Here is a 26,115-nt window from a genome sequence, read left to right on the forward strand (position 1 = left end):
CCCTCAATCCACGGCGCGAGGGAAAAGACCGCGCGGCCGGAAGAGCAGCACGAGCAGGAAGGCGATATGCCCGGCAAGAATCTGCCATTCGGGATTGACCGCAGCGCCGACCGTCTGGGCAACTCCCAGGATGACGCCGCCTGCAAGCGTGCCCCAAAGCGAGCCGAGACCACCGATGATGACGGCTTCGAAGGCGTAGATCAGCCGCGCCGGCCCAGCCGTCGGATCGAAGTTCGCCCGCATACCGAGATAAAGCGCGGCAACCGTCACGATCATCATCGCAAGGCCGGTCGCGACGGCGAAGATCGTATTCGGCCGAATGCCCATCAGGCTCGCCGTCACCACATCGTCCGAGGTGGCCCGGAAGGCGCAGCCGAGCTCAGTGCGGTAGATGAGCTGATTGAGACCGACGATGACGAGGACTGCCGAGGCAAAGGTGATGAGCGGCATCAGGCCGGCGCCCACACCACCGAATTGGAGTGAAGCCGTTTCGAGGGCGCCCGCGGAGATCCGCCGGCTATCGGCCGTGAAGCCCTCCAACAGACCGTTCTGAATGACGATCGACAGGCCGAAGGTGACGAGCAAGGGTGGCAGGATGTCCTTGCCAAGGGTGCGGTTCAGCAGGTGATATTGTAGCAGCCAACCGACGGCGAACATCAAGGGTGCGGCGATCAGCGCAGCCAGGAAGGGATTAAGCCCCAACAAAGAAACAAGTACCAGGATCAGGAACGCCGCCAGGACGATGAGATCGCCATGGGCGAGATTGACCAGGCGCATGATGCCGAAAACGAGGCTGAGACCTGCCGCAAACAGCGCATAGAGCCCCCCGAGCAGAACACCTTGCAGAAGCGTATCAAGCCAGTTCATGGGTGTCCGCTCCAAAATAGGCCGCATGGATATCGGCGCGATCGAGTTCTGCGGGGCGGCCGGTCAGGGTGATGCGGCCCTCCATCATGCAGTAGATACGATCGGCCACCTTCAGCGCCTGGGCGATATCCTGCTCGACGATGACGGTGGCCGCACCCGCAGCGCGGATATGGGAAAAGGCGGCATAAATGTCCTTGATGATCACGGGGGCGAGGCCGAGGCTCAGCTCGTCGCACAGAAGAACCTCCGGATTGGACATCAGCGCCCGGCCGATGGCGACCATCTGCTGTTGCCCGCCCGAGAGCGCCGTCGCCGGATTGCGGCTTCTCTCCTTCAGGACCGGAAATAGCGAATAGATGCTGTCGAGCGTCCAAGGTCCAGCGACGCGGCGGCCATAGCGGCCGATCTGCAGATTTTCCTCGACCGTCAGCGACGGGAACAACTTCCGCCCCTCCGGCACGAGCGCGATGCCGCGCCGCACGACATCGGATGCAAGCATTGCCCCAATCGGCTCGCCATGGTGCAGGACCATATCGGGCTTGTTGGCGATGACACCGGCGATCGAGCGCATCAATGTCGATTTCCCCGCACCATTGGCGCCGATAATGGCGATGGTCTCGCCCGCCTCAAGCCTGATATCAACGCCGAGCACGGCCTGGAAATCGCCGTAGGAGGCCGTGAGGCCGCGAGTTTCGATGAGGCTCATCGTCAGACCTCCATCCCGAGATAGATTTCGCGCACCTCGCTCGAAGCCATGATCGCATCGGGCTTGCCGATGCCGATCACCCGGCCGAAATTGAGCACGACGATGCGCTCGGCCACAGCAGTAAGAGCATGCAGCACATGCTCGATCCAGATGATTGCGATGCCGCGCTGGTGAACCCGCTTGATCGTCGCGACGAGCTGGCGGCATTCGCCTTCCGTCAGTCCGCCGGCGATCTCGTCGAGAAGCAACAGCTTCGGCTGGGTGGCGAGCGCACGCGCCAATTCCAGCCGCTTGCGTTCAAGCAGGGTCAACGATCCGGCAGGCACATTGGCTTTGGCGATCAAGCCGGTCTCGACAAGGATGTCCGCGCACGAAGCCGAGACATCGCTTTCCCTCGCCTTGGCACCGAAAGCACCGGCAACCAGCAGGTTTTCATAGGCCGTCAGACGCGCGAAAGGCTGCGGGATCTGGAAGGTGCGGCCCATGCCGGCAAGGCAACGTTGCATCGGCGGCACATGGGTGACATCGCGGCCGTCGAACTGGATCGATCCTCCGGCAACGGAGAGATTGCCGTTGATAAGGTTGAACAGCGTCGATTTGCCGGCGCCGTTCGGCCCGATGACGCCGAGCGCCTCGCCAGGCTCGACAGAGAAGCCGATATCCTCGGCGACGACGAGCGCGCCGAACGACTTCGAGACTCCCTTCAATTCCAGTAGGGGCATTGTCGTTCTCCGTTGGCGGCCGCCCGACCGAGTGCCGGGCAACCCTCCTTTCACGCAAGGGCTTCGAGCTTGCCGCCAAGCGGTACGTTGGGCGCCAGGCCGTTTTCAACGACGACGAGATCGTAGCCGCCGCCGGATTTCAGCCGCCATTGGCCGCCGACCAGCGGCGTCTTGGCGACATTCTTTTGCGCGAACGGCGGCAGCTTCTCGTTGCCCCAGGCAACCGGCCCGACGAGCGTGTCGAGCTTGGTCTCGCCGATCGCCTTGGCGACGGCATCGCCATCGCCCGCATCCTCGGTCCGCGTCACGACATCGACGGCGAGCTCGAACAGTGCATGGGCAAAGCCGATCGGCTGGGTCCATGGTCGGCCGGTTGTCTTGGTGAAGGCAGCCGCCACGGCGGCTGCGGTCTCGCCCGTCAGCGACGATTTGAACGGATGCGTCGGGGTCCACCAAACCTCGGTCGATAGATTGTGTCCTGCGTTTCCCAACGCTTCGACGGTCTGCGGGAAGAGAAGCGCCTTGCCGATCGAGGCGACCTTCGGCTTCAGGCCTTGCTGCTTGGCCTGGTTCCAGAAAGTGGTGAGGTCGGGGGGGATCATCACCCCGGTCAGGATATCGGTGCCTGCCTGCTTGAAGGCGTTGATCTGCGCCGAGAAATCATCCGTGAGGTTCTGGTAGCGGCCGGTATCCGTCAGCCCGTAGCCGAGCTTTTCCAGGACCGGCGGGAAGCCGACGACCTTGTCGCCCCAGGCATTGCCGTCACCATCGTTCGGGAACAGGCCACCGACCTTTTTATTCGTCTCGATTTGGCTCCACATGCCGGTAAAGACGGCGATGATATCCTCAAGGCCCCAGAAGAAATGATAGGCGTAATTGAAGGGCTTCCAGGAGGCCGGATCGCCGGGATTGCCCTGCTGGCCGATGAACCAGGGCTGCCACGGCGCGACCGTGGAAATGCAGGGCATCTCCTCGCCCTCGCAGGTCGTGGAAACCGGATTGGTCGTCTCCGGCGTCGAGGATACGAGCATCAGGTTGATCTGGCTGTCGACGATCAGCTCCTTTGCGACCTCGGCAGCGCGGTTCGGGTTCGACTGGCTGTCCTTGACCACGACCTCGTAGTTCAGGCCCTTTGCCTTCGTCGTCGCCAGAAAGGCATCGATGACGAACTTGTCGGCTTCGCCGAAAGCGGCGAGCGGCCCCGTCTGCGGGCTGACATAGCCGAGCTTGATTGCCGCATTCTTGGCAATCGCCGGCATGGGCAGGCCCGAGGTTGCAATCAATGCGCCGCCGGCCGCCGTCGTCTTCAGAAAATCGCGTCTCGTGAACATGTTTCCTCCTCCCATTGTCTCTCCTCCCAAAGAGTGCGCCCGCAGGCGCCTGTGTCTCAGTCCGTCGGCCGCCGGCCCTCCCAAGCGTCCTGTAGAAGCTGGCGGATCGCAGTCCGTTCGATCGGCCGCGGATTCCAGTAGGGATTCTCGACAGCAATCGCAGCCGCGCGATCGAGATCGATTTCTGTCAGCCCGAATTCCTTGAGCGATAAGGGAGATCCGATCGCCCTTGCGAAATCCCAGAGCCCGCCACCGATGGCGCCGCTGAAAATATCGGCCGCTCCTGCCAGCTCCGATGCCGCGGCTGCGGCATTGAAGGCGGCCGTATGCGGCAACATCACCGCATGGGTTTCGGCATGCGGCGTATCGAAGGAACCGCCGAGCGTGTGACAAATCTTGTGATGCAACGCCATGCCGACCGTGCCGAGCACCGATCCGCAGAGCCAGGCGCCGTAAAGGGCATCGCTGCGCGCCTCAGCGTTCTTGGGATCGTTGACGATAACCGGCAGGCTTCGGGCAAAGGCGCGCAGGCCTTCCAGCGCCATCAGGCTGGAAATCGGGTTGCGGTCTTGCGCGTAAAGCCCTTCGATGGCATGGGCCATCGCGTTCAGGCCACTCGTCACGCTCATGGCGACCGGCAGGCCGAGCGTCAGCGCGGGGTCGTAAATCACGATCTCCGGCAATATGCTGGCATCGCGCACCGTCGTCTTGCGGCCGCCTTCGGTCTGCCCGAGGATCGGCGTCACCTCCGACCCGGCATAGGTCGTGGGAATCACGATCTGGAGAAGATCGGTGCGATAGGCAATCGCCTTGCCGAGCCCCGTCGTCGATCCGCCGCCGAGGGAGACGACACAGTCCGCCGCGGTTTCCGCCACCACCCGCATCGCCGCCTCCGTCACCTCGACGGGCGTGTGCATGGTCGCGCCTGAGAAGACGCCGCAGGCAAGCGGCCCGATCTCTTCGGCCAGCGCGTCTGCATCAGCCTTCTGATGCGGCGTCGAGAGGATCAAGGCCCGCTTGCGGCCGGCTTTGGCGACCCATTGCGCGACCCGATTGCGGCTGCCGGCACCGAAGACGATTTGGGCGGGACTGCCCGCATAGGAAAAATCCTGGGTCATGCCGCCCTCCCCGGCTTTGCTCGAACCATCACGAAGGTGAGGCTCAACGCCTTGGCGGGCTGTCCATCGATCTCGGACGGCTCGAAGCAGACAATGAGCTCGGGCCGCACGCCGAAGAGGGCGTCTTCGCCAAGGTGTGGATCGCTCGCATCGTAAATCTGGGTGGTGATCGTCTCGAAGCCCTTGGCACGAACGACGAAATGCAGGTTCGCCGGGCGGCGCAGCGGATAGCCCGCCTCGGCGAGCAGCCGCCCGACCGGGCCATCGTCCGGCACGCCATAACCCGACGGCATGACGGAGCGATAATGGAACCGTCCGTCGATATCGGTATGGAAGAGGCCGCGCAGATTATGTTCCGGCTGCAAATCCGGCTGCTGGTTCTCGTAAAAGCCCTCGGCATTCGCCTGCCAAGTTACGACCTCGGCGCCTGCGATCGGCAGGCCATCGAGATCCTGCACCCGCACGGCCACCGCCAGCGGCTCGCCGATGCCGTCGAGCGAGATCGAAGAGCCCGATACCCTTGCTGGCGCATCATTGCGGAAAAACGGTCCGCGAATGGTATTCGGCGTCGCCGCTTTCGGTCGCCGCGAATTGATTTCCTCGACCAGGGCCGACGCGCCGATGAGATCGGACAGAAGCACCCATTCCTGTCGCCGCTCGTCCGAGGCATGGCCGACATCGGTCAGGAAGGCAATAACCTTGCGCCACTCGTCCTGGGTCGGGCGAAACTGCTTGATGAGATCATGAACATGGATGACGGCGGCAGCGATCAGCCGTGACAGATTGCCGTCACTGCCGGCGGAGAAGCGTTCCGAGAAAACCTCGGCCGACGTCGCCTCGCTGAATGTGAGCGCCTTTGCACGCTCCGCCATGCTCATCCTCCACGATCTCACGTGTATCCGAGATTGATACTAGCAGTCGGAATTGCATGGATTGATGATTTTGTTGCAAAACAATATAACGGATTGTTATGAAGTTCGATGAACGTCACCTGATCCAGCTTGCCGCCGTTGTCAAAACAGGGGGCGTAACCGAAGGTGCGGCCTTACTGGGCCTCGCTCAGCCTGCCGTGTCGCGCACCTTGTCCATGTTGGAGAAGCGCGTGGCCGAGCCGCTCTTCGTCAAGGGTCGCCGGCCATTGCAGCCGACGCCGTTTGGACTTTCGCTCGCCGAGCACGGCCTGGTCATGCTCGCAGCCTCGCGCAAGGCCTCCGATCTCGTCGAAAGCTTCCGCGTCGGCAAGAGCGGCGTCGTGCGGATCGGCGGCACGCCCTTCTTCATGGATGCGCTGATTGCCGGGCTGTGCGCAGAGTTTCAGACAAGCCGTCCGGACGTGCGGATCGATCAAAGCTACGGTTATTTCCCGGATCTGCGCGCAGCGCTGAAGGCAGATCAGATCGACCTCGCCATATGCCCGATCGACATACTCGACGAGGGTTCCGGGCTCGAATTCCAGCAGATCCTCCCGGGCCGCAATGTCGTGGCCTGTCGGGTAACCCATCCGCTGCTTCTGAAACGGCGGCCGCAGCCGAGCCATCTGCTCGACTATCCGTGGATTGCGCCGCCACCGGGAAGTCCGCTGCTGGCGGACCTGCGCGCACTGCTGCTCTCCTTCGGCGCCACCGAGATCAAGATCCGCTACAGCGGCGGCTCGCTGATGAGTGTAATCAATTATCTGAAATCGGCGGATGCGCTGACCATCATGCCGCACAGCGTCGTCTTCGCGCAGCGCAAGGAAAAGACGATCACCGCACTGCCAATCACGATCCCTCATCCAGAGCGCGCACTTGCGATCCTCAAGCGCGTCGATGCTCCACGAGCTCCCGCCGTCGATCAATTTGCCGAATTCGTCCGCCTGGGTTTCCAAGATCTTCGGCACTTGATCAAACGTCATGAGGAGTCGGTGATTTGGGGAGTTTGAGAGCCCCCGTTAAAATCAGTCGGTCTGCCACAAGCCTGCAGCAGTGATCTAAGATTTGCTTTTGCAGTTGATGGACGAACCGAGACCGCGTTCTTGGCTAGAAGCCCACTATCTCAAATGTTCCAGCAGCAGGCTCGGCTGCGGCCGAGAAGGAATGACCGATTTGGGGCCGGGAGCGGTCGTCGGCCTATCGGCTCTCAAGAGAGAGTTTCACAAGCAAAATTATCTTCGAAAAAGCATGCGCCACGCCGACTAAGACATATCCCAATAGACACGCTGCCACCTCTCCGAGAACCGGCAAAAGAACGAAGCCAGCGCCAGGGCCAGTGCTCTCGTCAGGGCGCATGTCCGGCGACGCTAAAAAGGCTGCCAAAATAGGTGAACAAGCAAGCCATACGAATATGATGACATGCGGCAACCATTTGAGGCGGGGCATGTTTATTGAGGCGAGAAACGCCGCGCAAAGCGCAATTAAGTTCACGACGAAGATAAGCGCGACTGCGAATTCCGGCGGCAAAATCGTAGGGTATGCTGGGTCAGATTGCGTGAACATGAGCTGCCGGTTTGTTAGGCTGCGATTTCAGTTAGGCAGATAAACAAGAATTTTGTGATCTCCGCAATGGTCGCTATGGAGGCGCATTTCAGCCATCTCTGTCACAACGCTGTTATTCGAAATGGCAATACGCGCCTAGTCAAGGTGCGAAGCAAACAGCGCCAGCGATGATTGCGCCAAAGCCGATAATTGTAGTGATTTGTCAAACGCTGCGCCGCCGGCGAGTTGGGCGGAAACGCACCCTCAACCTCCGTCATTCCAGGCCTTGAGCCTGGAATCCTTGGCCACAGCCGATGATGCCGGCGTGGGTCCTCGGGTCAAGCCCGAGGACGACGGAGGGTGGGTGAACCGATATCCGAGTATGCGCGCGCTGAAGAAGCGCGCGCTTTTCATTCCCATCTCAGCGGAAGCCGCCGCTCGCCACCAGCCGCTCGCCGCCCCCAGACGTTCAAGAACCGTCGGCTTTCCATGGATCCTTATTTCCGTGTCGTCCACTCGACGCCGGCGGCCACAAAGAGGGATGCGGCTTGATGGAGGTGGAGGTCGCCTGGGCTTTAGCCCTTACCTTTTGTTGACTCACCCGCGCTTGAACAATAATTTGGGAACTTGGTCGTGGGGCTTGTCCTCAAATGACGGATCATTCTCTTCAGCGTCGCCTTGCCGTCATCGTCGTTGCCGATGTGGTGGGATATTCACGCCTGATGGAGGCTGATGAAGTCGCAACGCTTGAGAACCTCAGGGAACTCCGTTCCGGCGTTATCGAGCCGGCTGTGTTGCGTCACAATGGTCGCATCTTCAAGGTCGTGGGCGACGGCTTCCTTATCGAATTCGCCAGCGCGGTGGACGCGGTCGACGCGGCCTTGGAAATGCAACGAGCCACCACCGCTGTTGAGGGTTCCGAAGACCGGCGCCTGCTTTTGCGCGTGGGCGTCAATCTCGGAGATGTCATCGACGACGGTTCAGACGTCCTCGGCGACGGGGTCAATGTCGCGGCGCGCCTCCAGACGCAGGCCGCGCCGGGAGGTATCTGCATTTCATCAAGCGTTCACGGCGAGATCGTCGGCGAGATCGCCGACCAGTTCTTCGATGCAGGTGAACGCTATTTGAAGAACCTGACCCGCCCAGTCCACGTGTGGCATTGGCCGGATGCGCTGCAGAGCATATTGCCGCTGCCGGAAAATCCCTCGATCGCTGTATTGCCGTTCACGAATATGAGTGGGAATGAAACGGACGAGCCTTTCGTCGACGGCTTGACTGAAGACCTGATCACCGACCTTTCCCGCACGGCTGGCCTGTTCGTCATCGCGCGCAATTCCGTCTACGGCTACAAAGGCAAGCCGATCGACGTACGGCTCGTCGCCCAGGAACTCGGCGTCCGCTACGTCCTCGAGGGGAGCGCCAGACGCGCTATGGGCCGTGTCCGCATCAATGCCCAATTGGTCGACGCGCTTGGCGGCCAGCACTTGTGGGCCGAACGGTTTGACAGGACGTTGGAAGATGTTTTCGAGTTGCAGGATGAGGTCAACGCCAAGATTGTTGAAGCTCTCGTCGGCCGGCTGACCATTCCGACGCCGCGCAATCGGCCGAAAAACTTCGAGGCCTACGATCTGTGTGTGCGCGCCCGCCTGCTGACGGAAGAGTCGCCGCAAACCGAGCGTGAGGCCTATATGCTGCTCCAACGCGCGGTCAAGCTCGAGCCATCCTATGCCGAGGCGCTCGGTCTGCTCGCCTATAACCGTTGGCTTGCCTGGACTCATTTCGGCGAGCCCGAAGATCCCAACCGTCGGATGGCGGTGACATCAGCACAGAAGGCGGTCGACCTCGATCCCAACGATGCCGGCTGCCGTTACGTTCTGGGGACCATTCTGGCTTATGAGCGGCGATGGGAGGAATCCGAGGCCGCCTTCGCCATGGCCCTGAAACTCGACCCCAACCACGCCGATACCTGGGCCGCCATGTCTGATATGTCCGTGCTGGACGGCAGGATTGCCGACGGACTGGCGCAGATCGAAAAAGCTCTGCGGCTCAATCCCTATCCAGCCTGCTGGTATCTTTGTCATCTTGGCCAGGCGCAATACGCTGCGGGTGACTATGAGGCGGCAACCGCTACACTGCGCAGGAAAGAAACGTATCGCACCAACTCACGCAAGTTCCTGGCTGCTGCGCTTGCGCAGCTGGGCCACCATGAGGAGGCGCGGCGAGAGGCAGAATTGTTCCTGATCGCCCACCCTCATTTCACGATCGGCCATTGGCTCAGCTCCCAGCCGCTGCGCGATGCATCTGTACGAGACCACTTTGTCGACGGCTTCCGAAAGGCTGGCCTGCCGGAGACGTGACAGCCGGCGGGGACAATCCCGACGCGTTCAGGACTTGATCAACGGATATGCGCTGGCGGCGCGTTTCTGCCATCTCTGTCACAGCGCCATTATTCGAAACGGCAAGAGGCGCATGATCAAGGCGCGAAGCAACCAGCGCTAGCGATGATTGCGCCATAAGACATCACCGCTAGCGGTTTGCGAGGCGCCGCGCCGCCGGCGAGTTGGCGAATACGCACCTCCGGCCTCGTCATTCCGGGCCTCGGGCCTGGAATCCATGGCCACAGCCGATCAGCGCCGAAGTCTGGCCTTCCCGGTAGCGCCACCCCAGGCCGCAACACTACTGTCCGGCAAACACCACCTCGTCCCAAGGTGGACGCGCCGGGAAAACCTCATCGAGAAATGTCAGAAATGCTTTGACATTCGGATTGGCGCGGCGGCTCTCTGGCCAGAGTGCAATCATGCTGGAGCGGTCGACGGCGAAGGCGGCGAGGATCGGCACGAGTTCGCCGCGTTTCACATAGGGCGCGGCGATGTAGGTTGGAGAGATGCCGACGCCGCCGCCGGCGACGAGGACAGCGGCGACACCATCGCTTGTGTCCACCGTGATCCCAATCTCCGGCGTGGCCTCGAAGACTCGTTTTCCTGATGCAAAGGGCCAGCGAAGTGTCTGGCCCGAGCTCTGGAAGCGAAAATTGACGCAGTCATGCCCCGCCAGTTCGTCAGGATGTCGAGGCGTACCCCGTCGTCTCAGATACTCGGGCGAAGCAAAGGCGCAAAGGCGATGCGGCGCAAGCCGTCGGGACTTCAAACGGGAGTCGGCCAGTGCTCCAACCCGAATGGCGACATCTATACCTTCCTCGATCATGTCCACGAACTGATCTCCCAGGCGCAGATCGATTGCGAGTGTCGGATGGCGTTCGCGCAAGCGAGGAAGCGCCGGGCCGAGTATATGCACGCCGACAGGAAGTGGTGCCGATATCCGGAGAATGCCCGACGGTTCGGCGCGGGCGGCCATTGCGGCCTGCTCGATATCCTCGGCCTGCCGCAACAGACGCAGCGCGCGATCGTGCAGATCGCGGCCTTCCGGCGTAAGCGTCAGAGAGCGCGTGGTACGGAGGAACAGGACAATGCCGAGCTGCTGCTCGAGCCGCTGGACGCTCTTGCTGACGGCCGACGGTGACACCGCAAGCGCGCGGGCTGCCGCCGTGTAGCTTCCAAGGGATGCGGCCCGCGCAAATGCAATCAGGCCCGTGAGACGTTCTATACCGATTTGTGCCATGATGGCATGAGTAAAGCGAATATTGGGCCAATTATCAATCGAGGCAATTGGAATTACTTTCTGGCCATCGGCGCAATCGAGCGCCTCCACAACGGAGCCAGAGCGATGGGCACTCAATCAAACATCTCGGATACCCTTTCAGGCAAAACCATACTCATCGTCGGCGGCACCTCGGGGATCGGCCTCGCCGCAGCCACACAAGCCAAGTCCTTCGGCGCAAAAGTCATCGTGGTCGGATCTGACGCCGAACGGGCAAAACAAGCCGCAGAACAACATGGCCTCAGTGGCTGGAGGGCGGCCGATGTGACCAAGCGCGCGGCCATCGAATCCGCGCTCGCTGATATCGACCATGTCGATCACCTCGTCTTGATGGCCGGAAGCTTCGTCGTCGGCAAGGTGCTGGAAGCCGACGTCGACCATCTCCGCCGCGCGTTCGAAGAGCGCGTCTGGGCGGCGATATATACGCTTCGGTCCCTTGGAGACCGGCTCGCCGCCGACGGTTCGGTGACATTCATCTCCGGAGCACTGGGCGACCGGCCGAATGCCTATGGGACCGCCGTTCTCGCTGCCGCTTCGGCAGCGATGGAAGCATTGGCACGCGGCCTGGCGTTGGAACTCGCGCCGCGCCGGGTGAACACCCTTTCGCCGGGTCCGATCGATACTCCACTGCTCGGCAAGGCACTTGGCGACGGTCGCGACGCCTTTGTCGAGGGCCTCAGGGCAACATTGCCGTTACATCGTCTCGGGAGCGCTGAGGAAGCCGGGGCGGCAGTCGTGTTCTTGATGGCGAATGGCTGGATGAATGGCGCGACGCTCAACCTGGACGGTGGATCGCGGCTGGTCTGAAGGCTTTTCAGCATTGCGAGCCAGAACTCTCTGAAATTTGTCGCTCGGGTTTTCGAACCCTTCAAGAAGGAATTCACTGAATGTCGACTGATCCGACCAAGACAGCCCTGACCTTCTTCGGCCACTGGAACGCGGGCCACATCGACGAGGCGATCGCCATGCTCTCCGAAGAAGTGCTGTATGACAACGTACCGTTCCCGAATATCGTCGGGCGCGAGAACGTCCGAAAGTTTCACCGGGATTTCGGAATTGGAACGACGTTCACCGTCGATTGGACGGTGACACAGATCGCGGCGGCCGGAAATGTCGTCCTTAACGAACGGCTTGATGTGTTCCTGCATGAGGGTGGTGGAAAAATCATACTTCCGGTCATGGGGACGCTGACGGTCGTGGAGGGAGCGATCACCGTATGGCGCGACTATTTCGATCCCTCTGATTTCGATCGGCAGTTGGCTCTCATCGGGAAATAACTCAATGGAATATATTGGAGGGCCAACGACGAGCGGGCGGCAACGCACCCCCCACTCACCGTCATTCCAGGCCTTGAGCCTTGAATCCATTGCCACAGTCGCGGAGGCGGCGTGGGTCCTCGGGTCAGGCCCTAGGACGACGGAGGGGTGAACCTTCTGCCAATACAGTATGCGCGCGCCAAAGGCGCACGCACCGCCATCGCAAGCCTCAGCGGAAACCGCGGCCACATCATCAACATGGCATCCGTGGCCGCCTACAAGCTCTTTCCGACAGCGGCCGTCTACTGCGCCGACAACAACGGCGAGGCACCAACATCCGCCCGCTTTTACAGCGCGAACATTGCCACTTCTACTTGTCTTCCCCTTCCGCCTGGATGCGATCCAACACGGCTTCCGGCGCGATGTCCTTCTTCAGCTCTTCGACCTCATGGTCCGCCTCGGTCGGGACTTCAAGCTTCTTTGCAATGGCTTCGACCATGGCGATCAGGCGTGTCGTCTCGTGTTCGTTTAATAAGCTGATCTGGAGGTCGAGGTCGGCGCGGATATTGTCTTGTGCAGCCATTCGGTTCTGGTTGATCAAGACGAACGTCGAGAGAAAGATCGCCTCGACCGAAGCCTCCATAGCGAGAATCACCAAAGAGGGGTCCCAGGGTGGAACCTGCGGGAGCAATCCTACGTTGGCGATGATCCAGACTCCGTAAAACACGATGTGAATGTAGACGAACATCATGGAACCGGCGAACTTGCTGATCAAAGCAGCGGAACGCTCCTGAGCAGACGCTGCATTTTGGCTCTGCCGGCGGCGCTGCATGATAGCCTCGATGTTACGGGTTAACGCAGGCGTTAATCCTTCCGCGGCCGGTGTTGTCGGGCTTTTGCGCTCCGGATGGTCGTCGTTCATTCCGCAATCCTCGGATCTGTAATTGATGGTTTCCACCTTTGCCGAAAACTGCCCTACGAAGATCCGGTTCAATGTTGGCTGCAATTCCCTGGGGCGAACGTCGCCCCGGCAGTTTGCGCCAAGCGTTGCCGCCGTCGTTCTGCAATATCTCTCATTGAGTGGAGTTGACTGTGGACGCGGCGACTCAGACAGCAATCAAGTATCATGCGGCAACTCTGCGCTGGCGAGTAGGCTTGACCGAAAGATTGCACGCGCTTGACGACCGGGTGACTAGCTACCTCCTCCGCCGGCCCGTGTGGAACATTCGTCACCGAGTGCGGTTTTGGGCCAGTTCAAAGGAGGACGCGGCATGTACCATCACGTCAAAAAGCTCATGTACACCGTTCGGGTGGATGAGCCTGATCCCCGATTCGGAAATATGCTCCTTGAGCAGTTCGGCGGGGCCAACGGCGAACTCGCGGCGGCAATGCAGTATTCGATCCAAGGCCTGAACTGCGAGGATCCCGGGCGAAAAGACCTGCTGATGGATATCGGCACCGAGGAGCTCAGCCATCTCGAAATCGTCGGCACGCTTGCCAGAATGCACCTAAAACCCTTGAAGTCCGTTCGCGAGGAGGCTGAAGCCGATCCTTTGATTGCCATTGCTGGAGGCGGCGGCGTGAACCTCTTCAACTCCATGGGCAACCCCTGGACGGCCGACTATCTGAAGATAACCGGCGAGCTGGACGTGGACTTGCGAAGCAACATCGCAGCCGAAGCCCGTGCGAAGATCGTCTATGAACGCCTGATCGACTTCTGCCGCGATTCCGGCACGAAGGACGCTCTGCAATTTCTCATGACAAGAGAGATCACCCATATGCGGGCATTCCAGCTCGCACTCGAAAGCATGGGTAAACCTCCCCTCAGTGTTGGAAGAATCGCTCCCACACCGGGGCTCGTCGACCAATTCTTCAACGATTCGACGGGCGAAGGCGACCTCGGCGAGGTCGATGTTCGCGGTCCGTGGAACGAAGGAGAGCCCTGGAAATTCGTCGAGGCTCCGGCGTTCCAGGGATTCAAGGGCGCCGACGAGACTGCACCGTCGATCGAAGCGCGAAGCGCGCCGCCGGAAAGATCGGAAGGGATCGAGGCGGTGCTCGTGGACGAGCTTCGCGACCTGCTGCATGCCGAAAAGCAGTTGCTCAAAGCGCTCCCCAAGCTGCAGAAGGCAGCCCGCTCCCAGCAACTGCAGACTTTGCTGCAGAAACATCTTGCCGAGACCGAAGCGCAGGTCGAACGGCTGAACGAGTGTCTGCGAGTACTCGGCTCCGCGGCAAGAGCAAAACCTTGCAAGGGAATGGCTGGCCTGATCGAGGAGGGTGAAGAGGTGATGGCGGAAGGCAAGAAGAGAGAAGACGCTCCTGCAGATCTGGCTCTCATCGGTGCAGCATTGCGCGTCGAACATTACGAAATTGCCGCTTACACCACCGCGCGTAATCTTGCCCTTCAGCTTGCACAGCCGGCGGTCGCTCAATTGCTGACATTGTCGCTGGGTGAGGAACAGAATGCGGGCCATTTGTTGGATCAGCTTGCTCAACCCCTTATGTCGGCGGCAAGAATGCCTGCCAGCGTCCGTTGACGTGGCTGGTAATCGTGGCACCCGCGGAGGCGTCAGAGGCGCCGACCGCGGGTGCCGCTTTACGGCAGAATTGGGCTAAGGCTCTATCGCACGCCTCCCCGTCGAGCTTCCTGGCAGCGGCTCAACTTTGATTTGCGAGATCGTGAGCGCCGACGCAGAGCAAGGCTCAGGCTCACCCTGTCCACAAACTTTCCTGGAAATGCGTTGGTGGGGCTCAGAAGCGACGGCATCCCTTAGCGCGCTAGAGGGCTAGCCTCGTTCAGATCGTTTCGGATCGCGCTGGCCGCTATGCCCGCCTGCCCCATTGCGGTCCCGATCTGATCCAAGCCGATGACCACGTCTCCCGCTGCATAAAGGCCAGGAATGCTTGACCTTTGGTGACCGTCGACGATGACGCAGCCGTTCTCCGACAATTCTGCGCCGACCATAGCTGCCAGTTCCGACCGAACGTCCGATCCAAGCGCCGGGTAAATAGACGAAAACACGCCGATGCTCGAAGCTGTTGCGATTGTGATCCTATCGCGCTCAGGGTCGATAGATTTTATCGGACCTTCCTGGAGGCCGATCCGCAAGTCCCGCAGCCGATTGAGCTCAATCTCCGAGAGCTCGTGTTCCTCTTGCGGAGTAATGATCGTTAGGTGTGTCGTATAACTCCGCAGGAACAGCGCCTCTGCAAACGCTCTCGATCCGCAACCGATGACGGCGACAGGCTTGTCGGTGATCTCGAACCCGTCGCAGACAGGACAGTAGCGGATAAGGCCGCGCGCAACAGCCTCGTCATGAAGCTCGGCCAACATCGGTGGCTTGCGGTCGGTGACGCCGGTGGCGAGAAGGACTGTTCGCGCCCGCATGCCGCCATGGCTGGAAACAACGTGAAAGCCGTCATGCTCCTGCTGAAGCTGTCTGACGCCCTCACTGCGGATCTCAACTTTGTACCTTTGAAGCTGCGTGCGCATCCTGGCGAGAAGCTCCCTTCCGCTGATACCCTCCGGGAACCCTGCGAGGTTATGGGAAATCGGAATGGTGGCGGCACGACTGCAATGGTCGTCGAATACGGTTGTCGAAAGGTGGTAGCGCGCAAGATAAACGGCCGCAGTCAAGCCAGCAGGTCCACCTCCGATGATAATGCAGTCGCGCATCGTGTCTCCAGACCGTCGCCGCTCAAGATGTCGTAAGGCGTTGGAATAACTCACATCGCCTGCATCGACCAGGTAGACCGCTCCGAGGAAGCCGTCCGGCGTCTGCTGCTCTTCAGGCGGATACCAAGATGGTAATCATCGCTAGTGCAAAGCCAACGCCGGCCCCAGCGAGGCCCGGTGTCATATAACCGGTAAATCTCCCGGCTTGACCGTGCCTGATCTCCTCAGCCGTCCCGAGAACGGCCGCCAGGCCGGCAGCAATCCAGCATGCAAGCGTCAACGTCCCCAAAAGTATCGCCCAGTGCGGTGCGTCGATTGAAAGCACGGTCATGCGAATACCCTCGCGGCGAGCGCCGCCTCCATGAAAGCCCTGCGGGCTCCCTCGGCACTTCCACGGCGAGCGATGGCATCGACGCATCTGCGCTTGGCGATGCCGAACTCACGAGAATTGGTCGACGGCCAGCGATGGAGAAGCGCCGCAAGCGCCGCATCCGGGCCCTCAATGCGCTCACGCATGCCGTCGCCGATCCGGACGTATACCGGTGGCTTCCAAGTGACATGGAAGTCGATATTGATAACCTTTTCCATTGCAGACCTCATTGCCAGGTTTTCCCCGACAACCGCCTTCAGCTGTCCGAGTTCCCAAGCCGTAATGGTTGGTCCGTTATCGGACAGCTTGGGAGAGAACATGGGGAGAAGGTCATGATCGTTAAGATCTTACACGAGCGTCGATAGGGATTCGCTGGAGTGTGCAGTCTGAGCGACGGCGTCCGCGATGACGCCAAGTTCGTGCAGCGGCGGTGGAGCCGGCGCGCGCCGAGTCCACATTTCCGGTCGGAGGGTGGCACGGAGGTCGGACAGGCAGGAGGTTGGTCGAAAAGCCGGAACTCCGCGGATTATCCAACCGGGCGGGTGATCATCAGCCAGAGAATTGCCAGCACCGCCGCGAAAGCCGGAAAGCCGAAATAGAACCAAGTCCAGAACAGCCGATGGTATCGCGCCGGCAGCGGCTCACCGTTGGCCGCTGCTCCCTTCGCAATCTTGCGCATCTCCATCTGCATCCAAACGACCGGCAGCCAAAAAGCACCCGTGATGAGATAAAGAACGATCGACCAAACGATCCAGCGCTCCCAAAGCGAATAGCCGACATACCAGGCGAGCGCCATGCCGGTGATCGGCTGAGCGATCACGGCGGTTGTGGTGAAGACGAAATCCGCAATGACCACGATCCGCGCGACGGCGGCCACGGTCGTTGCATGGCCGGTGCGATGCGCGACCAACATGAAAAAGGCGATGCCCGCGCCGGTGCCGAGGAGAACGGTGGCGCCGATGATATGCAGGAATTTCAACGCGAAATAGGTCATCGCTCCTCCAAGATCGCGAGAGCAACCAGGTGCAACACGAGGATCGGCCATATCTTTGTCAACGGGCCAAGCGGCTCATTCCATAACTCCGGCAATATCGCGGTGCCGGCCGCCGCATAGAAAAGTGACAGCAGGATAGCTGCGTAAAGGCCCCACCGCGCAGTGCGGCGTATGGCGATGGCGCATCCTATCGCGATGTCTGCAAGTGCCCCGGCAATAACGGTTGGTGCCGCCAAACTACCTGCCCCGCCCCCCATCATCAGCGTGACACCCTGCTCGAAGCCCGATGTCAGCGAGATTATTCCCGTCGATATCCAGAAGAGGGGCAGCAGCACAAAAGTGACGGGCTTCAGGAAGTAGAGTTTTGCAAACCAACGCTCCTGAACCGAAACCGGGCGACGTGCCAAGGCATCGTCCAACGACGATGGCCGGATACCCGTTGCGGCTATCCATTCGCTGGGATCGCCGACGGCGCCGCGCGCGATCTCCCTTGCGGCCGTGCTTCGAACCGGCGGCCGCCAGCCCAGCGACCCGGCAAAATCGCCCAACCAATAAAGAAGGCTGGCGAGCGGGCGGGGCAGCAGGTAGCGCTTGGCCGGAGGCCAGCCGAGCCAACTGCGGTATCGCGCCACAATCTCTTCAAACTCGAGCGCCTGCGGGCCGACGATTTCGAGCGCGATTTTCGACGGGGCCGTTCTGTCGAGCAGCCGAATGACGGTTTCGGTGACGTCTTCGAGCTGCACCACCTGAAGTTTCCCGGTCGATGGCATCACTGGCAGGAACGGCAGCGCCGCAAGTCCGCGAAACAATGCACTGGAGCCGAAGGCCGCATCACCAAGGATCACGGACGGACGCAGTATTACCCAGTCGAGATCCGTCTCCATTAAGGCCATGTCGCCGGAAAGTTTCGTCCGCGAGAACGTCGATGGCTGCTGCCGATCCACTCCAATTGCCGAGAAATGAATCACACGGCGCACGCCGGATTGCTCGCATGCGCGGAACAGCGCTCCCGGTCCCTGCGCGTGGACGCCGGCCATGTTGTGGGTCACTCCGTCCTGCAATGCCCCGGCGCAATTGACGACGGCGTCTATTCCCTCGAGATGATGCAGCCAGGCAGACGGCGCCACTGCTTTGGCCACATCGACTTCAACCCAACTGCCGGTGCTTTCAACCGGCCGTTTTCCAGGACGCACCACACAGATGATATCATGTCCGCATGCCGCTAGCCGGGCTGAGACGGCACAGCCAACAAGTCCTGTTGCGCCGATAACAAGGATTTTCATACGGACGACCTTCGCACTCAAAAGCCCCGAACCTTTGCGTGCAGGATTTCGTTCCAGCGCCCTTCCTCGTGACAATGCTGGGATAAATTTTGAATTGCGTCGACCCAGCAATTCCGAGTGCTTGAGTTCCCGGATCGCGTCTGCTCGATGCGGCGAGTTGGACGGAAACGCACCCTCATTCTCCGTCATCCCAATGACGATGGCCACAGCCGATGACGCCGGCGTTGGTCCTCGGGTCAAGCCCGAGGACGACGGAGGGGTGAACCTTCTGCCGACACAGTATGCGCGCGCCTCCATAAAGGCGCACGCACCGCCATCGCAAGCCTTAGCGGAAACCGCCGCTCGCGACCAGCCGTTCGCCGGTCAGCCAGCGGGCATCGTCGGAAGCGAGGAAGACGGCAACATCGGCGATATCGTCCGGCTGGCCGATGCGGCCGAGCGGCGTCTGGTCGGCCATGTTCTGTTCGAGATCGGAGCCGATGACGCCGGCCGTATGGGTGCCCTCGGTCTCGACCATGCCCGGCAGAATGGCGTTGACGCGGATCTTGCGCGGGCCAAGCTCCTTGGCAAGCACGCTGTTGATGCCCTCGACGGCGCCCTTGGTGCCGGTGTAGACGGCAGTGGCCGGCAGCCCGATGCTGGTGACCACCGAGGAGATGTTGATGATGCTGCCGCCCTCGCCGAGATGCTTGGCCGCTGCCTGGGTGGTCAGGAGAACGCCGAGAACATTGACGTCGAACATGCGGCGATAGTGCTCCTCGGTCACCTCGCCGATCGGGGCGAATTCATAGACGCCGGAATTGTTGACCAGCACGTCGAGCTTGCCGAATTCCTTGACCGCGGCATCGACCACGCCCTGCGCCTGCTCGGCTTTGGAAACATCGCCCTGCACCGCAATGGCCTTGCCGCCGGCCGCGCCGATCGCCTCGACCACGGCGTCGGCTCCGGCCTTGCTCGAAGCGTAATTCACCACCACTTCAGCACCTTCAGCCGCCATCGCTTTGGCAATCGCGGCGCCGATGCCCTTGGAGGCTCCCGTTATCACTGCGACCTTTCCTGTGAGCTTAGCCATTTCTTGTTCCTTCTGATCCGGACGGCCGCCGGAATTGACGGCCTTGTTCCGTAGTTCAGAAATTCGGAACTGTTGATCTCGATGTCAAGTGGCCCTATATAAAATTCATGCGACCGATTTTTCACCCCGCCCTGGAGGACATAAAACCCGAGGCGATCCTCTATGCGCTCTCTGATCCGGAGCGCGTCGCGATCTTCGCCAAGCTCGCCGGCACCGCCTGCGGCGGCACCTGTTCAGCGCTCGCCGATCTCGGCGACCGCGTCATTCCAAAATCGTCGCTCTCCAACCATTTCAAGGTGCTGCGCGAATCCGGCCTGATCCGCAGCGAACGCCAGGGGGTGGAGATGCGCAACCAGACCCGCTGCGCCGAGCTCGACGAGCGCTTTCCCGGCTTGGTCAGCGCGATTCTGACGGCTTACGGACAGCTTCCGGAGCAACTGCAGACGGGTTGACGGCTCTTGGAGCGATAGCAGCTGCTGTTGGTGGTTCGCCTGGGTCCTCGGTCAAGCCCGAGGACGACGGAGAGTGTTAGGTGCCCTGCGGTAACAGGGTGAGGTTCGGCAAACCTGGCGCAATCTCACTTTCTGATCTCGCTGCCAGACTTCGTCATTCACGCTAGCCGATGCATATCCGCTGCGCCGGCGGCGCGTTTGGCGAGAACGTCAACCCCCACTCTCCGTCATCCCAGGGCTTGACCCTGGGATCCATACTCGCGACTTGCCGACGCATGTCGGGAGGACAATTAGTTATAAGGTCTTGGCAGAAACTTATAACTGGAGATCGCCGCCAAAAGACACGCCATGCCTCTGAGCTGACAGATGCGTGGGCGGAAGCGTGGGATCGGGGGGTTTCATGGAAGGACGGCCTGTGCAAGGGTCTCCTGAGGCCTCCTCATAAGGGCTTCGAACCGCTCGGCAAGGCCCTGGGATCCGAGATGCCCGATTTGGAGAAGTTGAGAACCGAAACTCGGCAGAAGTGATTTCTGCTGCCGTTGCCGATCGACGACTACGGACGACTGCCTGCGGGCAAAGCAGTCGGGCCGATTGCGTTCGAGCCTCCTGTATCATTCGTCCAATTGAGAAGCGGACGCTGATGAAGGCGTCCGCAAGTTCTGCAGCAATTAGTGAAAACACAACCATACGTATTTGCCTTTGGTTTAAGTTCCGCTGCTAGTGATTGCGCATCGCGATCGGGTTGTGACACAGCCACCACGGGAAGGCCGCCTTTGCATGTTGCATCATTTCATTGCTAACCGATCCGCCAATTTCGGAATCATGGAGGCGGCACAGGGATGATCAGAGTTTGTTCGTTGGTCGTAGGGTGTCTGCTGGCCGTGTCCGGCGTGCTGTTCAGATCTTTCTGGTTGTCCGAATGGGGTGTGCCCAGCTTCATCTTCCTCGCGTGGCTCCTGGCCCTCGGCTTGGGGTGGGGAGGAAAGGACAAGCCGTACTCGATCCGCTTCGGGTTCATCTGCGCCAGCGGCATCGCGCTCGTCCTTCTGGCCACGGTCTACGTCCACCGCTATTTCGGCATCGCCCTGTTGCTCGCGCTCGTTTATCTTGGCGCCAAGACGAAATTCTTTGAACGCCAGTGGGGAGCCGCTCCGACCGGCCGGACGGGCAACCAGCAGCAATGAGCCCCTAGTTGCAGGGAGGCATTGTCACACTCGAGTCGAACTTCACCGGTGGAGCACCCTGCCCGCCCTCCCTTACCAATCCGTAAGTTGCCGCCAGACTGTCGTCTCGGCTAGATCTTGCCGCACCAGGCATCCGGGAGCGGCCGATGCGAATCCTGCTGATCGAGGACGATACCAAGACGTCCGATTATATCGCCAAGGGCTTCTCCGAGGCCGGGCATGTCTGTGACGTATTCGGCGACGGCCGCGACGGGCTGTTTCAGGCGCAGCGCGAGGCCTATGACGTCATCGTCGTCGATCGCATGCTGCCGGGCCTCGACGGCCTGGCGATCGTGCGCTCGCTGCGCGCCGCGAAGGTCGGCACGCCGGCGCTGTTCCTGACCTCGATCGGCGGCGTCGACGATCGGGTCGAGGGGCTGGAGGCGGGCGGCGACGATTATCTCACCAAACCCTTCGCCTTCTCGGAGCTTCTGGCGCGCGTCAATGCGCTCGGCCGGCGCCCGCCGGTGCAGGAGCAGCGCACCGTCTTGAAGGTCGCCGATCTCGAGCTCGATCTGATCCGGCGGGAGGCGCGGCGCGCCGGCCAGGTGATCGAGCTGCAGCCGCGCGAATTCACCCTGCTCGAGGTGCTGATGCGCGGCGAAGGCCGGGTCATCACCAAGACGATGCTCTTGGAGCGGGTCTGGGATTTCCACTTCGACCCGAAGACCAGCGTCGTCGAGACCCATATCAGCCGCCTCAGGGCCAAGGTCGACAAGCCGTTCCAGGCTCAGCTGCTGCACACGATCCGCAACACCGGATACAGCCTGCATGCCCCTCGAACAGGATGATTTCAGGCCCATCGGCCTGAAAATCTCAAATCCTGTTCGCAATTTAAAGAGTAAGAGCATGATGCCGTCCGAAAACCGCGCACACTTTTCGGCATCATGCTCTAGCCTGCGCAGGAGCACGCCGTTTCGCCTGGCCGTCACCTTTGGCGTGCTCTTCGTCGTCGCCTTCGTCTTCAGCGGCGCGATCATCTATCACATGCTCAGCCTCGGCCTCGGCCGCGATGTCGACCAGTCGCTGAGCGAGATGAATTCACTGATTGTCTCGACCTATCAGCCCGGCGACACCGAAGATCTGATCAACACGCTGAACAATTATGCAAGCTTCCAGTCGACCTCCGACGGGCTCTATTCGCTGACCGATGCCGGCGGGCGCAAGCTTGCCGGCAATTTCACAGCACCACGCATTCCGAACGGCGTCTATACTGTCACCTCTGGCGATGTCGGGCTCAAGGGGCATGAACGCTACCGGATGCAGGTATCGACGATCGGCCCCTACAGCCTTGTCGTGGCCGAGAACTTCAACGATGCCGACGAGATGCTGCGGATCGTGCTGGTCAGCTTCGAATGGGCCGCCGCAATCGTCGTGGCGACGGCGATCGGCGGCGGCGTCTTTCTCGCCGTTCGCGCCCAGGCACGGCTGGACCGGGTCGCCAACACCATGAACGACGTGTCGCACGGCGCGCTCGAGGCCCGCATTCCGATCACCGGCAACGGCGACGATCTCGATACGGTGGCGATCCAGATCAATGCGGCGCTGGAGCGGCTGCAGCGATTGGTCGAGAGCATGCGGCAGGTGAGCGCCGATATTGCCCATGATCTGAAAACGCCGCTCAACAGGCTGCGCCTGACGCTCGATGCTGCCGCGGCCGAGAACGACCGGCAGGCGGATGTTTCGGCTCTGCTCGACGAAGCCAGAAACGAGAGCGACCGGATCAATCTCACCTTCGAGGCGCTGCTGCGCATTTCCCAGATCGAGGCCGGCGCCCGCAAGGAGCGTTTCCAGGCGACCGATCTCGACGCCGTGCTGAGCGTCATCTCCGAGGTCTATGGCGATGTCGCCGAAGATGCGGGGCAGTCGTTCCGGATCGCCGCGCGCGCTCCCGCCGTCATCTGGGGCGACCGAGATCTCCTGACGCAGATGATCGCCAACCTGGTGGAGAACGCGATCACCCACTGCCCGGCCGGAACCGGCATCACGCTTTCGCTCCGCCGCGAAGGCAGCCGCGCCCTTCTTTCGGTCGCCGATACCGGCCCCGGCATACCCGCCGAGGAAAGGGACAAGGTCTTCCGGCGGCTCTACCGGATCGACAAGAGCCGCACGACGCCGGGAAGCGGCCTCGGCCTCAGCCTCGTCAAGGCGATCGCAGAGCTGCATTCGGCCGAGATTGCGCTGACGGACAATTATCCCGGCCTTCGCGTTTCGATCGCCTTCCCATTGATGCCGGAGAAATCCTGAGCCGCCATGCCGCGAGCCTGATGAAGCGGGCAACAAAGCGGCGGATTTCGGCCGCAGCGCGAAAGGGCAGCACGCTCCACGGCCTGCGGCGGCCGAGCCGGTAGGCCGAAAGCCCCGCCTGGATCTGCGAGCAGGGATCGGCCCTTTGGCTCACCGGCAGCGGATCGACGAAGCAGGCGCGTAGCCCCTCATCGAACTCCAGGTCGAAGGCGAGATCATAGGGCAGCCGCATCGGCAGCATCGCCCCAACAATCCAGCCCGCCGCCTTGCGGTTGATCAGATAGGCGCCGGAGCCCTTCTCGCGGGTCAGCGCGATGGCGAGCGAGCGGGCGGCGGTCAGCGGCTCGACCCGGTGCTTCCGCCCGGAATTGACCGTCGAGAGCCGCAGAATGTCCCACTGCGCCTCGTGCTGGAGGGCGGCCTCGAGCAGCTCGGCGAAATCATCGTCGAAGTCGAGATCGTCTTCGAGAATGAGGGCGAATTCGCCATTGCTGCCGAGGAAGCGCCTGGCGCATACGACATGGCTGAGATAGCAGCCGATCTCGAAAAGGTTCGGCCGGCGGCCGTGCCGGCGGAGATAGGATCTCTCGTCGAAGTCGGGATGCGGCAGGCTCAACCCCGCCCCGTCGACGGCCGCCACGCGCTCATAGGCAAGGCCGAAGCCTGACAGCAGCCGCTCCATTCGAAACCGGCGCAACGGCGCGCGGTCGAGATTGATGAGATAGGTATTCACCCGCAGGCTGACCGGATGAATGGCCGGCATAAGGGCGGCAGGCGTGGCGCGCATATTCATGAGACTTGGCCTCGACTTGGCAATGACGACGCCAAGCCTGCGCTGCCAATCTCACCGGGACTTCGCCTGAATCATACATTTCCGTAAGCTGCGCCATCGCCGGCCGAGCGATGCATTCTTACGGATTGGTATTGTCCCGGCAAAAAGCCCGTAAGAATGTTGCGCTACATCTCGCTTGCTGCACGCAATGGGTCACTTCCCTTCCCGCGATCATGACGACATCAATCAAGCCTTCGATGACGACGGCGACCCATTGCGTGCCGCGCCGGAGTCAGAAACTCGCGTCGGCCGGAACCCCTAATTTCCGGCATCACGCTCGATCGAGTGGGCGAGGTCGATCCATTGAGGGCGATTGTCCCACCAATGAACGTGATCGGGCGCAGGAAAGGACGGATCGGCGAATGTGCCGGCCGCGATGACGACGGTGCCGGGTAAGTATGCGCCGGATCTGGAAAACCCGCCGCCACCACAGATCCGGCAGAAGGCTTTCATCACATCCGGCACGGCTTCGCCCTGCGGAAACCATAGGGAATAGTCTCCCGAAACGATCCGGACATCTTCCTCACGGAACCATACATTGTGGGCGAGAGCGCTACCGGATGCGCGCTGGCAGCGCGTGCACGTGCAGACGTGATTGTGCACCGGATCGCCATCGACCTCCAGGCACAGGGCGCCGCAGCTGCACTTGGCATGAAAGACGGGCATTTGGCTCATTCCATGTTCATCTCACGGCGGAGTGCCGTTGTTCAGATCGTTCTGACGCGCCTCGCATCCAAAATACTTCGTCGGTTCGGGAACAACGGGCTTCCCCGATCGTAAGGTTTGTGGGCCGTGCGGAGGTGCTTATAACACAGCCATGCACTTCGATACTCTGTGCGGCCCACTCCGGTCAAAGCCAGGACGCGTCCACGTATGTGGGAGCGCCCCGCATTCTTGCCCACTTTTGATCCACATCGCGATTGGAGCGGCAGCCCGGAGGCACGTCCGGATAAATTGATCCTCGTTGGCGCTGTGCCATGCGGCCCCCTCATCCGACCCTTCGGGCCACCTTCTCCCCGCTGGGGAGAAGAGGGAGCAAGTCGCGCCTGCCTTGCCCAAATGAATCCGCCTGATCAAGGCACTCGGTACAATGGGGTTGACGAAGGAACGGCATTTCCCCCTTCTCCCCAGCGGGGAGAAGGTGGCCCGAAGGGTCGGATGAGGGGGCCTCACGGCACCGCATTCCATAGGTCGATCTGGTCAAAGCTAGGGTGCATCGTGCCAGTTCGAAGCCGCCCACAAGCTCGCCCCCATCACCCCGCCTTCGCCCTCCTTAGCGCGATCAACCCCCGCCGCAGCCACAGCAATTGTTGCGGCGGCATCTGGCGCAGGTGTTCGTAATCCATCACCGCCACGTTATAGACGGTGCTGCGCACCTGCGGCCCGTCGTCGCAGCGCAGAAGGACGGCCTGCAGTTCCATCATGCGGTTGCTGGCCTTGCGGGCGCGGTCGGCGAGGCTTTCGGTCACCTCGCCTTCATGGCCCTTGACGGCAAAGAGCGACTGGGCCCGCGGGCTCGGGGCCGGGATGCCGGTCGTCTTGTGGTAGCGGGCCATGACCTCGGCATAGTCGTCGCCGGCCTGGCGCTGCTCGTCTGATATCAGCCCGTCGAGGAACATGCGGCCAAGGGTATAACCGGCATAGGGGCTCCTGACCGTCTCGTCATCAACCGTCCTGCCGAAGCCGTGAATGCGCCGGCGCGCCGCCATCGCCACGCTGATATTCTCCTTCTCGGTTTCGAAGGGCTTGATCTTGCCGCAGGGGAAACGCTCGACATTGGCCTTGCGCGGCCGGCCGGCGCCCTTGTTAACCCGCTGTATCTTCACCTTGGTGGCCTTGCCGCCCATGCTGAT

At 61.3% G+C, this 26,115-nt stretch carries 25 protein-coding genes; 9 read left to right on the forward strand and 16 right to left on the reverse strand.

What is annotated here, in order from left to right; translation table 11 throughout:
• Nucleotides 1-3 precede the first annotated feature (3 nt).
• Genes CO660_RS03685 through CO660_RS03710 form a run of 6 tightly spaced genes read right to left on the reverse strand, consistent with a single transcriptional unit; the run spans nucleotide 4 to nucleotide 5,616 of the window.
• The gene (locus tag CO660_RS03685; RefSeq protein ID WP_097597505.1) at nucleotides 4-867 is read right to left on the reverse strand and encodes a branched-chain amino acid ABC transporter permease; all 864 of its coding nucleotides are present in this window, start codon (nucleotides 865-867) and stop codon (nucleotides 4-6) included.
• The gene (locus CO660_RS03690; protein ID WP_097597507.1) at nucleotides 854-1,573 is read right to left on the reverse strand and encodes an ABC transporter ATP-binding protein; all 720 of its coding nucleotides are present in this window, start codon (nucleotides 1,571-1,573) and stop codon (nucleotides 854-856) included. Before CO660_RS03690 ends, CO660_RS03685 begins: the two co-directional genes overlap by 14 nt.
• 2 nt (nucleotides 1,574-1,575) lie before the next feature.
• The gene (locus CO660_RS03695) at nucleotides 1,576-2,295 is read right to left on the reverse strand and encodes an ABC transporter ATP-binding protein (RefSeq protein WP_097597509.1); all 720 of its coding nucleotides are present in this window, start codon (nucleotides 2,293-2,295) and stop codon (nucleotides 1,576-1,578) included.
• Nucleotides 2,296-2,345: 50 nt separating this feature from the next.
• Nucleotides 2,346-3,626, reverse strand: coding sequence for an ABC transporter substrate-binding protein (locus CO660_RS03700; RefSeq protein WP_097597511.1), 1,281 nt, complete (start codon nucleotides 3,624-3,626; stop codon nucleotides 2,346-2,348).
• A gap of 56 nt (nucleotides 3,627-3,682) precedes the next feature.
• Nucleotides 3,683-4,744, reverse strand: a complete 1,062-nt coding sequence (locus tag CO660_RS03705) for a maleylacetate reductase (RefSeq protein WP_097597514.1) — start codon at nucleotides 4,742-4,744, stop codon at nucleotides 3,683-3,685.
• Nucleotides 4,741-5,616 carry a dioxygenase gene (locus CO660_RS03710; RefSeq protein ID WP_097597516.1) on the reverse strand — a complete coding sequence of 292 codons (876 nt, stop codon included), beginning with the start codon at nucleotides 5,614-5,616 and terminating at the stop codon, nucleotides 4,741-4,743. The genes CO660_RS03705 and CO660_RS03710 overlap by 4 nt, the downstream gene beginning before the upstream one ends.
• Before the next feature lie 98 nt (nucleotides 5,617-5,714).
• On the opposite strand from CO660_RS03710, the gene CO660_RS03715 reads away from it, so the two are divergent.
• Together CO660_RS03715 and CO660_RS03725 are read left to right on the forward strand one after the other, a co-directional pair.
• Nucleotides 5,715-6,665 carry a LysR family transcriptional regulator gene (locus tag CO660_RS03715; protein WP_097597518.1) on the forward strand — a complete coding sequence of 317 codons (951 nt, stop codon included), beginning with the start codon at nucleotides 5,715-5,717 and terminating at the stop codon, nucleotides 6,663-6,665.
• 1,182 nt (nucleotides 6,666-7,847) lie between these two features.
• Nucleotides 7,848-9,554 (forward strand): adenylate/guanylate cyclase domain-containing protein, encoded by a 1,707-nt coding sequence (locus tag CO660_RS03725; RefSeq protein WP_097597522.1) that lies wholly within the window; start codon nucleotides 7,848-7,850, stop codon nucleotides 9,552-9,554.
• A gap of 319 nt (nucleotides 9,555-9,873) precedes the next feature.
• On the opposite strand, the gene CO660_RS03730 is transcribed toward CO660_RS03725, so the two are convergent.
• The gene (locus CO660_RS03730) at nucleotides 9,874-10,815 is read right to left on the reverse strand and encodes a LysR family transcriptional regulator (protein WP_097597844.1); all 942 of its coding nucleotides are present in this window, start codon (nucleotides 10,813-10,815) and stop codon (nucleotides 9,874-9,876) included.
• Nucleotides 10,816-10,920: 105 nt separating this feature from the next.
• Between CO660_RS03730 and CO660_RS03735 the strand changes: the two genes are divergently transcribed.
• Both CO660_RS03735 and CO660_RS03740 read left to right on the forward strand, forming a co-directional pair.
• Nucleotides 10,921-11,661 (forward strand): SDR family oxidoreductase, encoded by a 741-nt coding sequence (locus CO660_RS03735; protein WP_085777303.1) that lies wholly within the window; start codon nucleotides 10,921-10,923, stop codon nucleotides 11,659-11,661.
• A gap of 80 nt (nucleotides 11,662-11,741) precedes the next feature.
• Entirely contained in the window at nucleotides 11,742-12,131 is a 390-nt protein-coding gene (locus tag CO660_RS03740) for a limonene-1,2-epoxide hydrolase family protein (RefSeq protein ID WP_097597523.1), read from the forward strand.
• Nucleotides 12,132-12,480: 349 nt separating this feature from the next.
• Here CO660_RS03740 and CO660_RS03745 read toward each other — a convergent pair whose 3' ends face one another.
• Complete coding sequence (locus CO660_RS03745) at nucleotides 12,481-13,032, reverse strand: DUF1003 domain-containing protein (RefSeq protein WP_085777301.1); 552 nt, start codon at nucleotides 13,030-13,032, stop codon at nucleotides 12,481-12,483.
• A 349-nt stretch (nucleotides 13,033-13,381) separates the two neighbouring features.
• On the opposite strand from CO660_RS03745, the gene CO660_RS03750 reads away from it, so the two are divergent.
• Entirely contained in the window at nucleotides 13,382-14,650 is a 1,269-nt protein-coding gene (locus CO660_RS03750) for a DUF892 family protein (RefSeq protein ID WP_097597525.1), read from the forward strand.
• A 233-nt stretch (nucleotides 14,651-14,883) separates the two neighbouring features.
• On the opposite strand, the gene CO660_RS03755 is transcribed toward CO660_RS03750, so the two are convergent.
• The 5 genes from CO660_RS03755 to CO660_RS03780 all read right to left on the reverse strand — a co-directional run bounded on the left by CO660_RS03755 (nucleotide 14,884) and on the right by CO660_RS03780 (nucleotide 19,508).
• On the reverse strand, nucleotides 14,884-15,789 hold the full coding sequence (locus tag CO660_RS03755; RefSeq protein WP_097597527.1) for an NAD(P)/FAD-dependent oxidoreductase: 906 nt from the start codon (nucleotides 15,787-15,789) through the stop codon (nucleotides 14,884-14,886).
• Nucleotides 15,790-16,116: 327 nt separating this feature from the next.
• Nucleotides 16,117-16,377 (reverse strand): DUF982 domain-containing protein, encoded by a 261-nt coding sequence (locus tag CO660_RS03765; protein ID WP_097597531.1) that lies wholly within the window; start codon nucleotides 16,375-16,377, stop codon nucleotides 16,117-16,119.
• Between the two features lie 308 nt (nucleotides 16,378-16,685).
• Entirely contained in the window at nucleotides 16,686-17,153 is a 468-nt protein-coding gene (locus CO660_RS03770; protein ID WP_097597533.1) for a DUF2269 domain-containing protein, read from the reverse strand.
• The gene (locus CO660_RS03775; protein WP_097597536.1) at nucleotides 17,150-18,436 is read right to left on the reverse strand and encodes an SDR family oxidoreductase; all 1,287 of its coding nucleotides are present in this window, start codon (nucleotides 18,434-18,436) and stop codon (nucleotides 17,150-17,152) included. Before CO660_RS03775 ends, CO660_RS03770 begins: the two co-directional genes overlap by 4 nt.
• Nucleotides 18,437-18,761: 325 nt before the next feature.
• On the reverse strand, nucleotides 18,762-19,508 hold the full coding sequence (locus tag CO660_RS03780; RefSeq protein WP_097597538.1) for a glucose 1-dehydrogenase: 747 nt from the start codon (nucleotides 19,506-19,508) through the stop codon (nucleotides 18,762-18,764).
• 107 nt (nucleotides 19,509-19,615) lie between these two features.
• Between CO660_RS03780 and CO660_RS03785 the strand changes: the two genes are divergently transcribed.
• The 4 genes from CO660_RS03785 (at nucleotide 19,616) to CO660_RS03805 (ending at nucleotide 23,430) form a co-directional block, all read left to right on the forward strand.
• Nucleotides 19,616-19,960: a helix-turn-helix domain-containing protein gene (locus tag CO660_RS03785; RefSeq protein WP_097597539.1), complete on the forward strand. Its 345-nt coding sequence runs from the start codon at nucleotides 19,616-19,618 to the stop codon at nucleotides 19,958-19,960.
• A gap of 839 nt (nucleotides 19,961-20,799) precedes the next feature.
• The gene (locus tag CO660_RS03795; protein ID WP_245421291.1) at nucleotides 20,800-21,144 is read left to right on the forward strand and encodes a hypothetical protein; all 345 of its coding nucleotides are present in this window, start codon (nucleotides 20,800-20,802) and stop codon (nucleotides 21,142-21,144) included.
• Between the two features lie 146 nt (nucleotides 21,145-21,290).
• Nucleotides 21,291-21,974: a winged helix-turn-helix domain-containing protein gene (locus tag CO660_RS03800; protein WP_097597541.1), complete on the forward strand. Its 684-nt coding sequence runs from the start codon at nucleotides 21,291-21,293 to the stop codon at nucleotides 21,972-21,974.
• Nucleotides 21,975-22,032: 58 nt separating this feature from the next.
• Entirely contained in the window at nucleotides 22,033-23,430 is a 1,398-nt protein-coding gene (locus CO660_RS03805) for a HAMP domain-containing sensor histidine kinase (RefSeq protein ID WP_176536221.1), read from the forward strand.
• On the opposite strand, the gene CO660_RS03810 is transcribed toward CO660_RS03805, so the two are convergent.
• The 3 genes from CO660_RS03810 to CO660_RS03820 form a co-directional block, all read right to left on the reverse strand.
• The gene (locus CO660_RS03810; RefSeq protein ID WP_097597543.1) at nucleotides 23,327-24,223 is read right to left on the reverse strand and encodes a glycosyltransferase family 25 protein; all 897 of its coding nucleotides are present in this window, start codon (nucleotides 24,221-24,223) and stop codon (nucleotides 23,327-23,329) included. The genes CO660_RS03805 and CO660_RS03810 overlap by 104 nt on opposite strands.
• A 297-nt stretch (nucleotides 24,224-24,520) precedes the next feature.
• A complete protein-coding gene (locus CO660_RS03815; protein ID WP_245421292.1) occupies nucleotides 24,521-24,937 on the reverse strand; it encodes a GFA family protein in 417 nt (138 codons plus the stop codon).
• 578 nt (nucleotides 24,938-25,515) lie between these two features.
• Nucleotides 25,516-26,109, reverse strand: coding sequence for a hypothetical protein (locus CO660_RS03820; protein ID WP_097597545.1), 594 nt, complete (start codon nucleotides 26,107-26,109; stop codon nucleotides 25,516-25,518).
• Nucleotides 26,110-26,115 lie beyond the last annotated feature (6 nt).

Source organism: Rhizobium sp. L9 (assembly GCF_002531885.1).
In the GTDB taxonomy this organism is placed as follows: domain Bacteria; phylum Pseudomonadota; class Alphaproteobacteria; order Rhizobiales; family Rhizobiaceae; genus Rhizobium.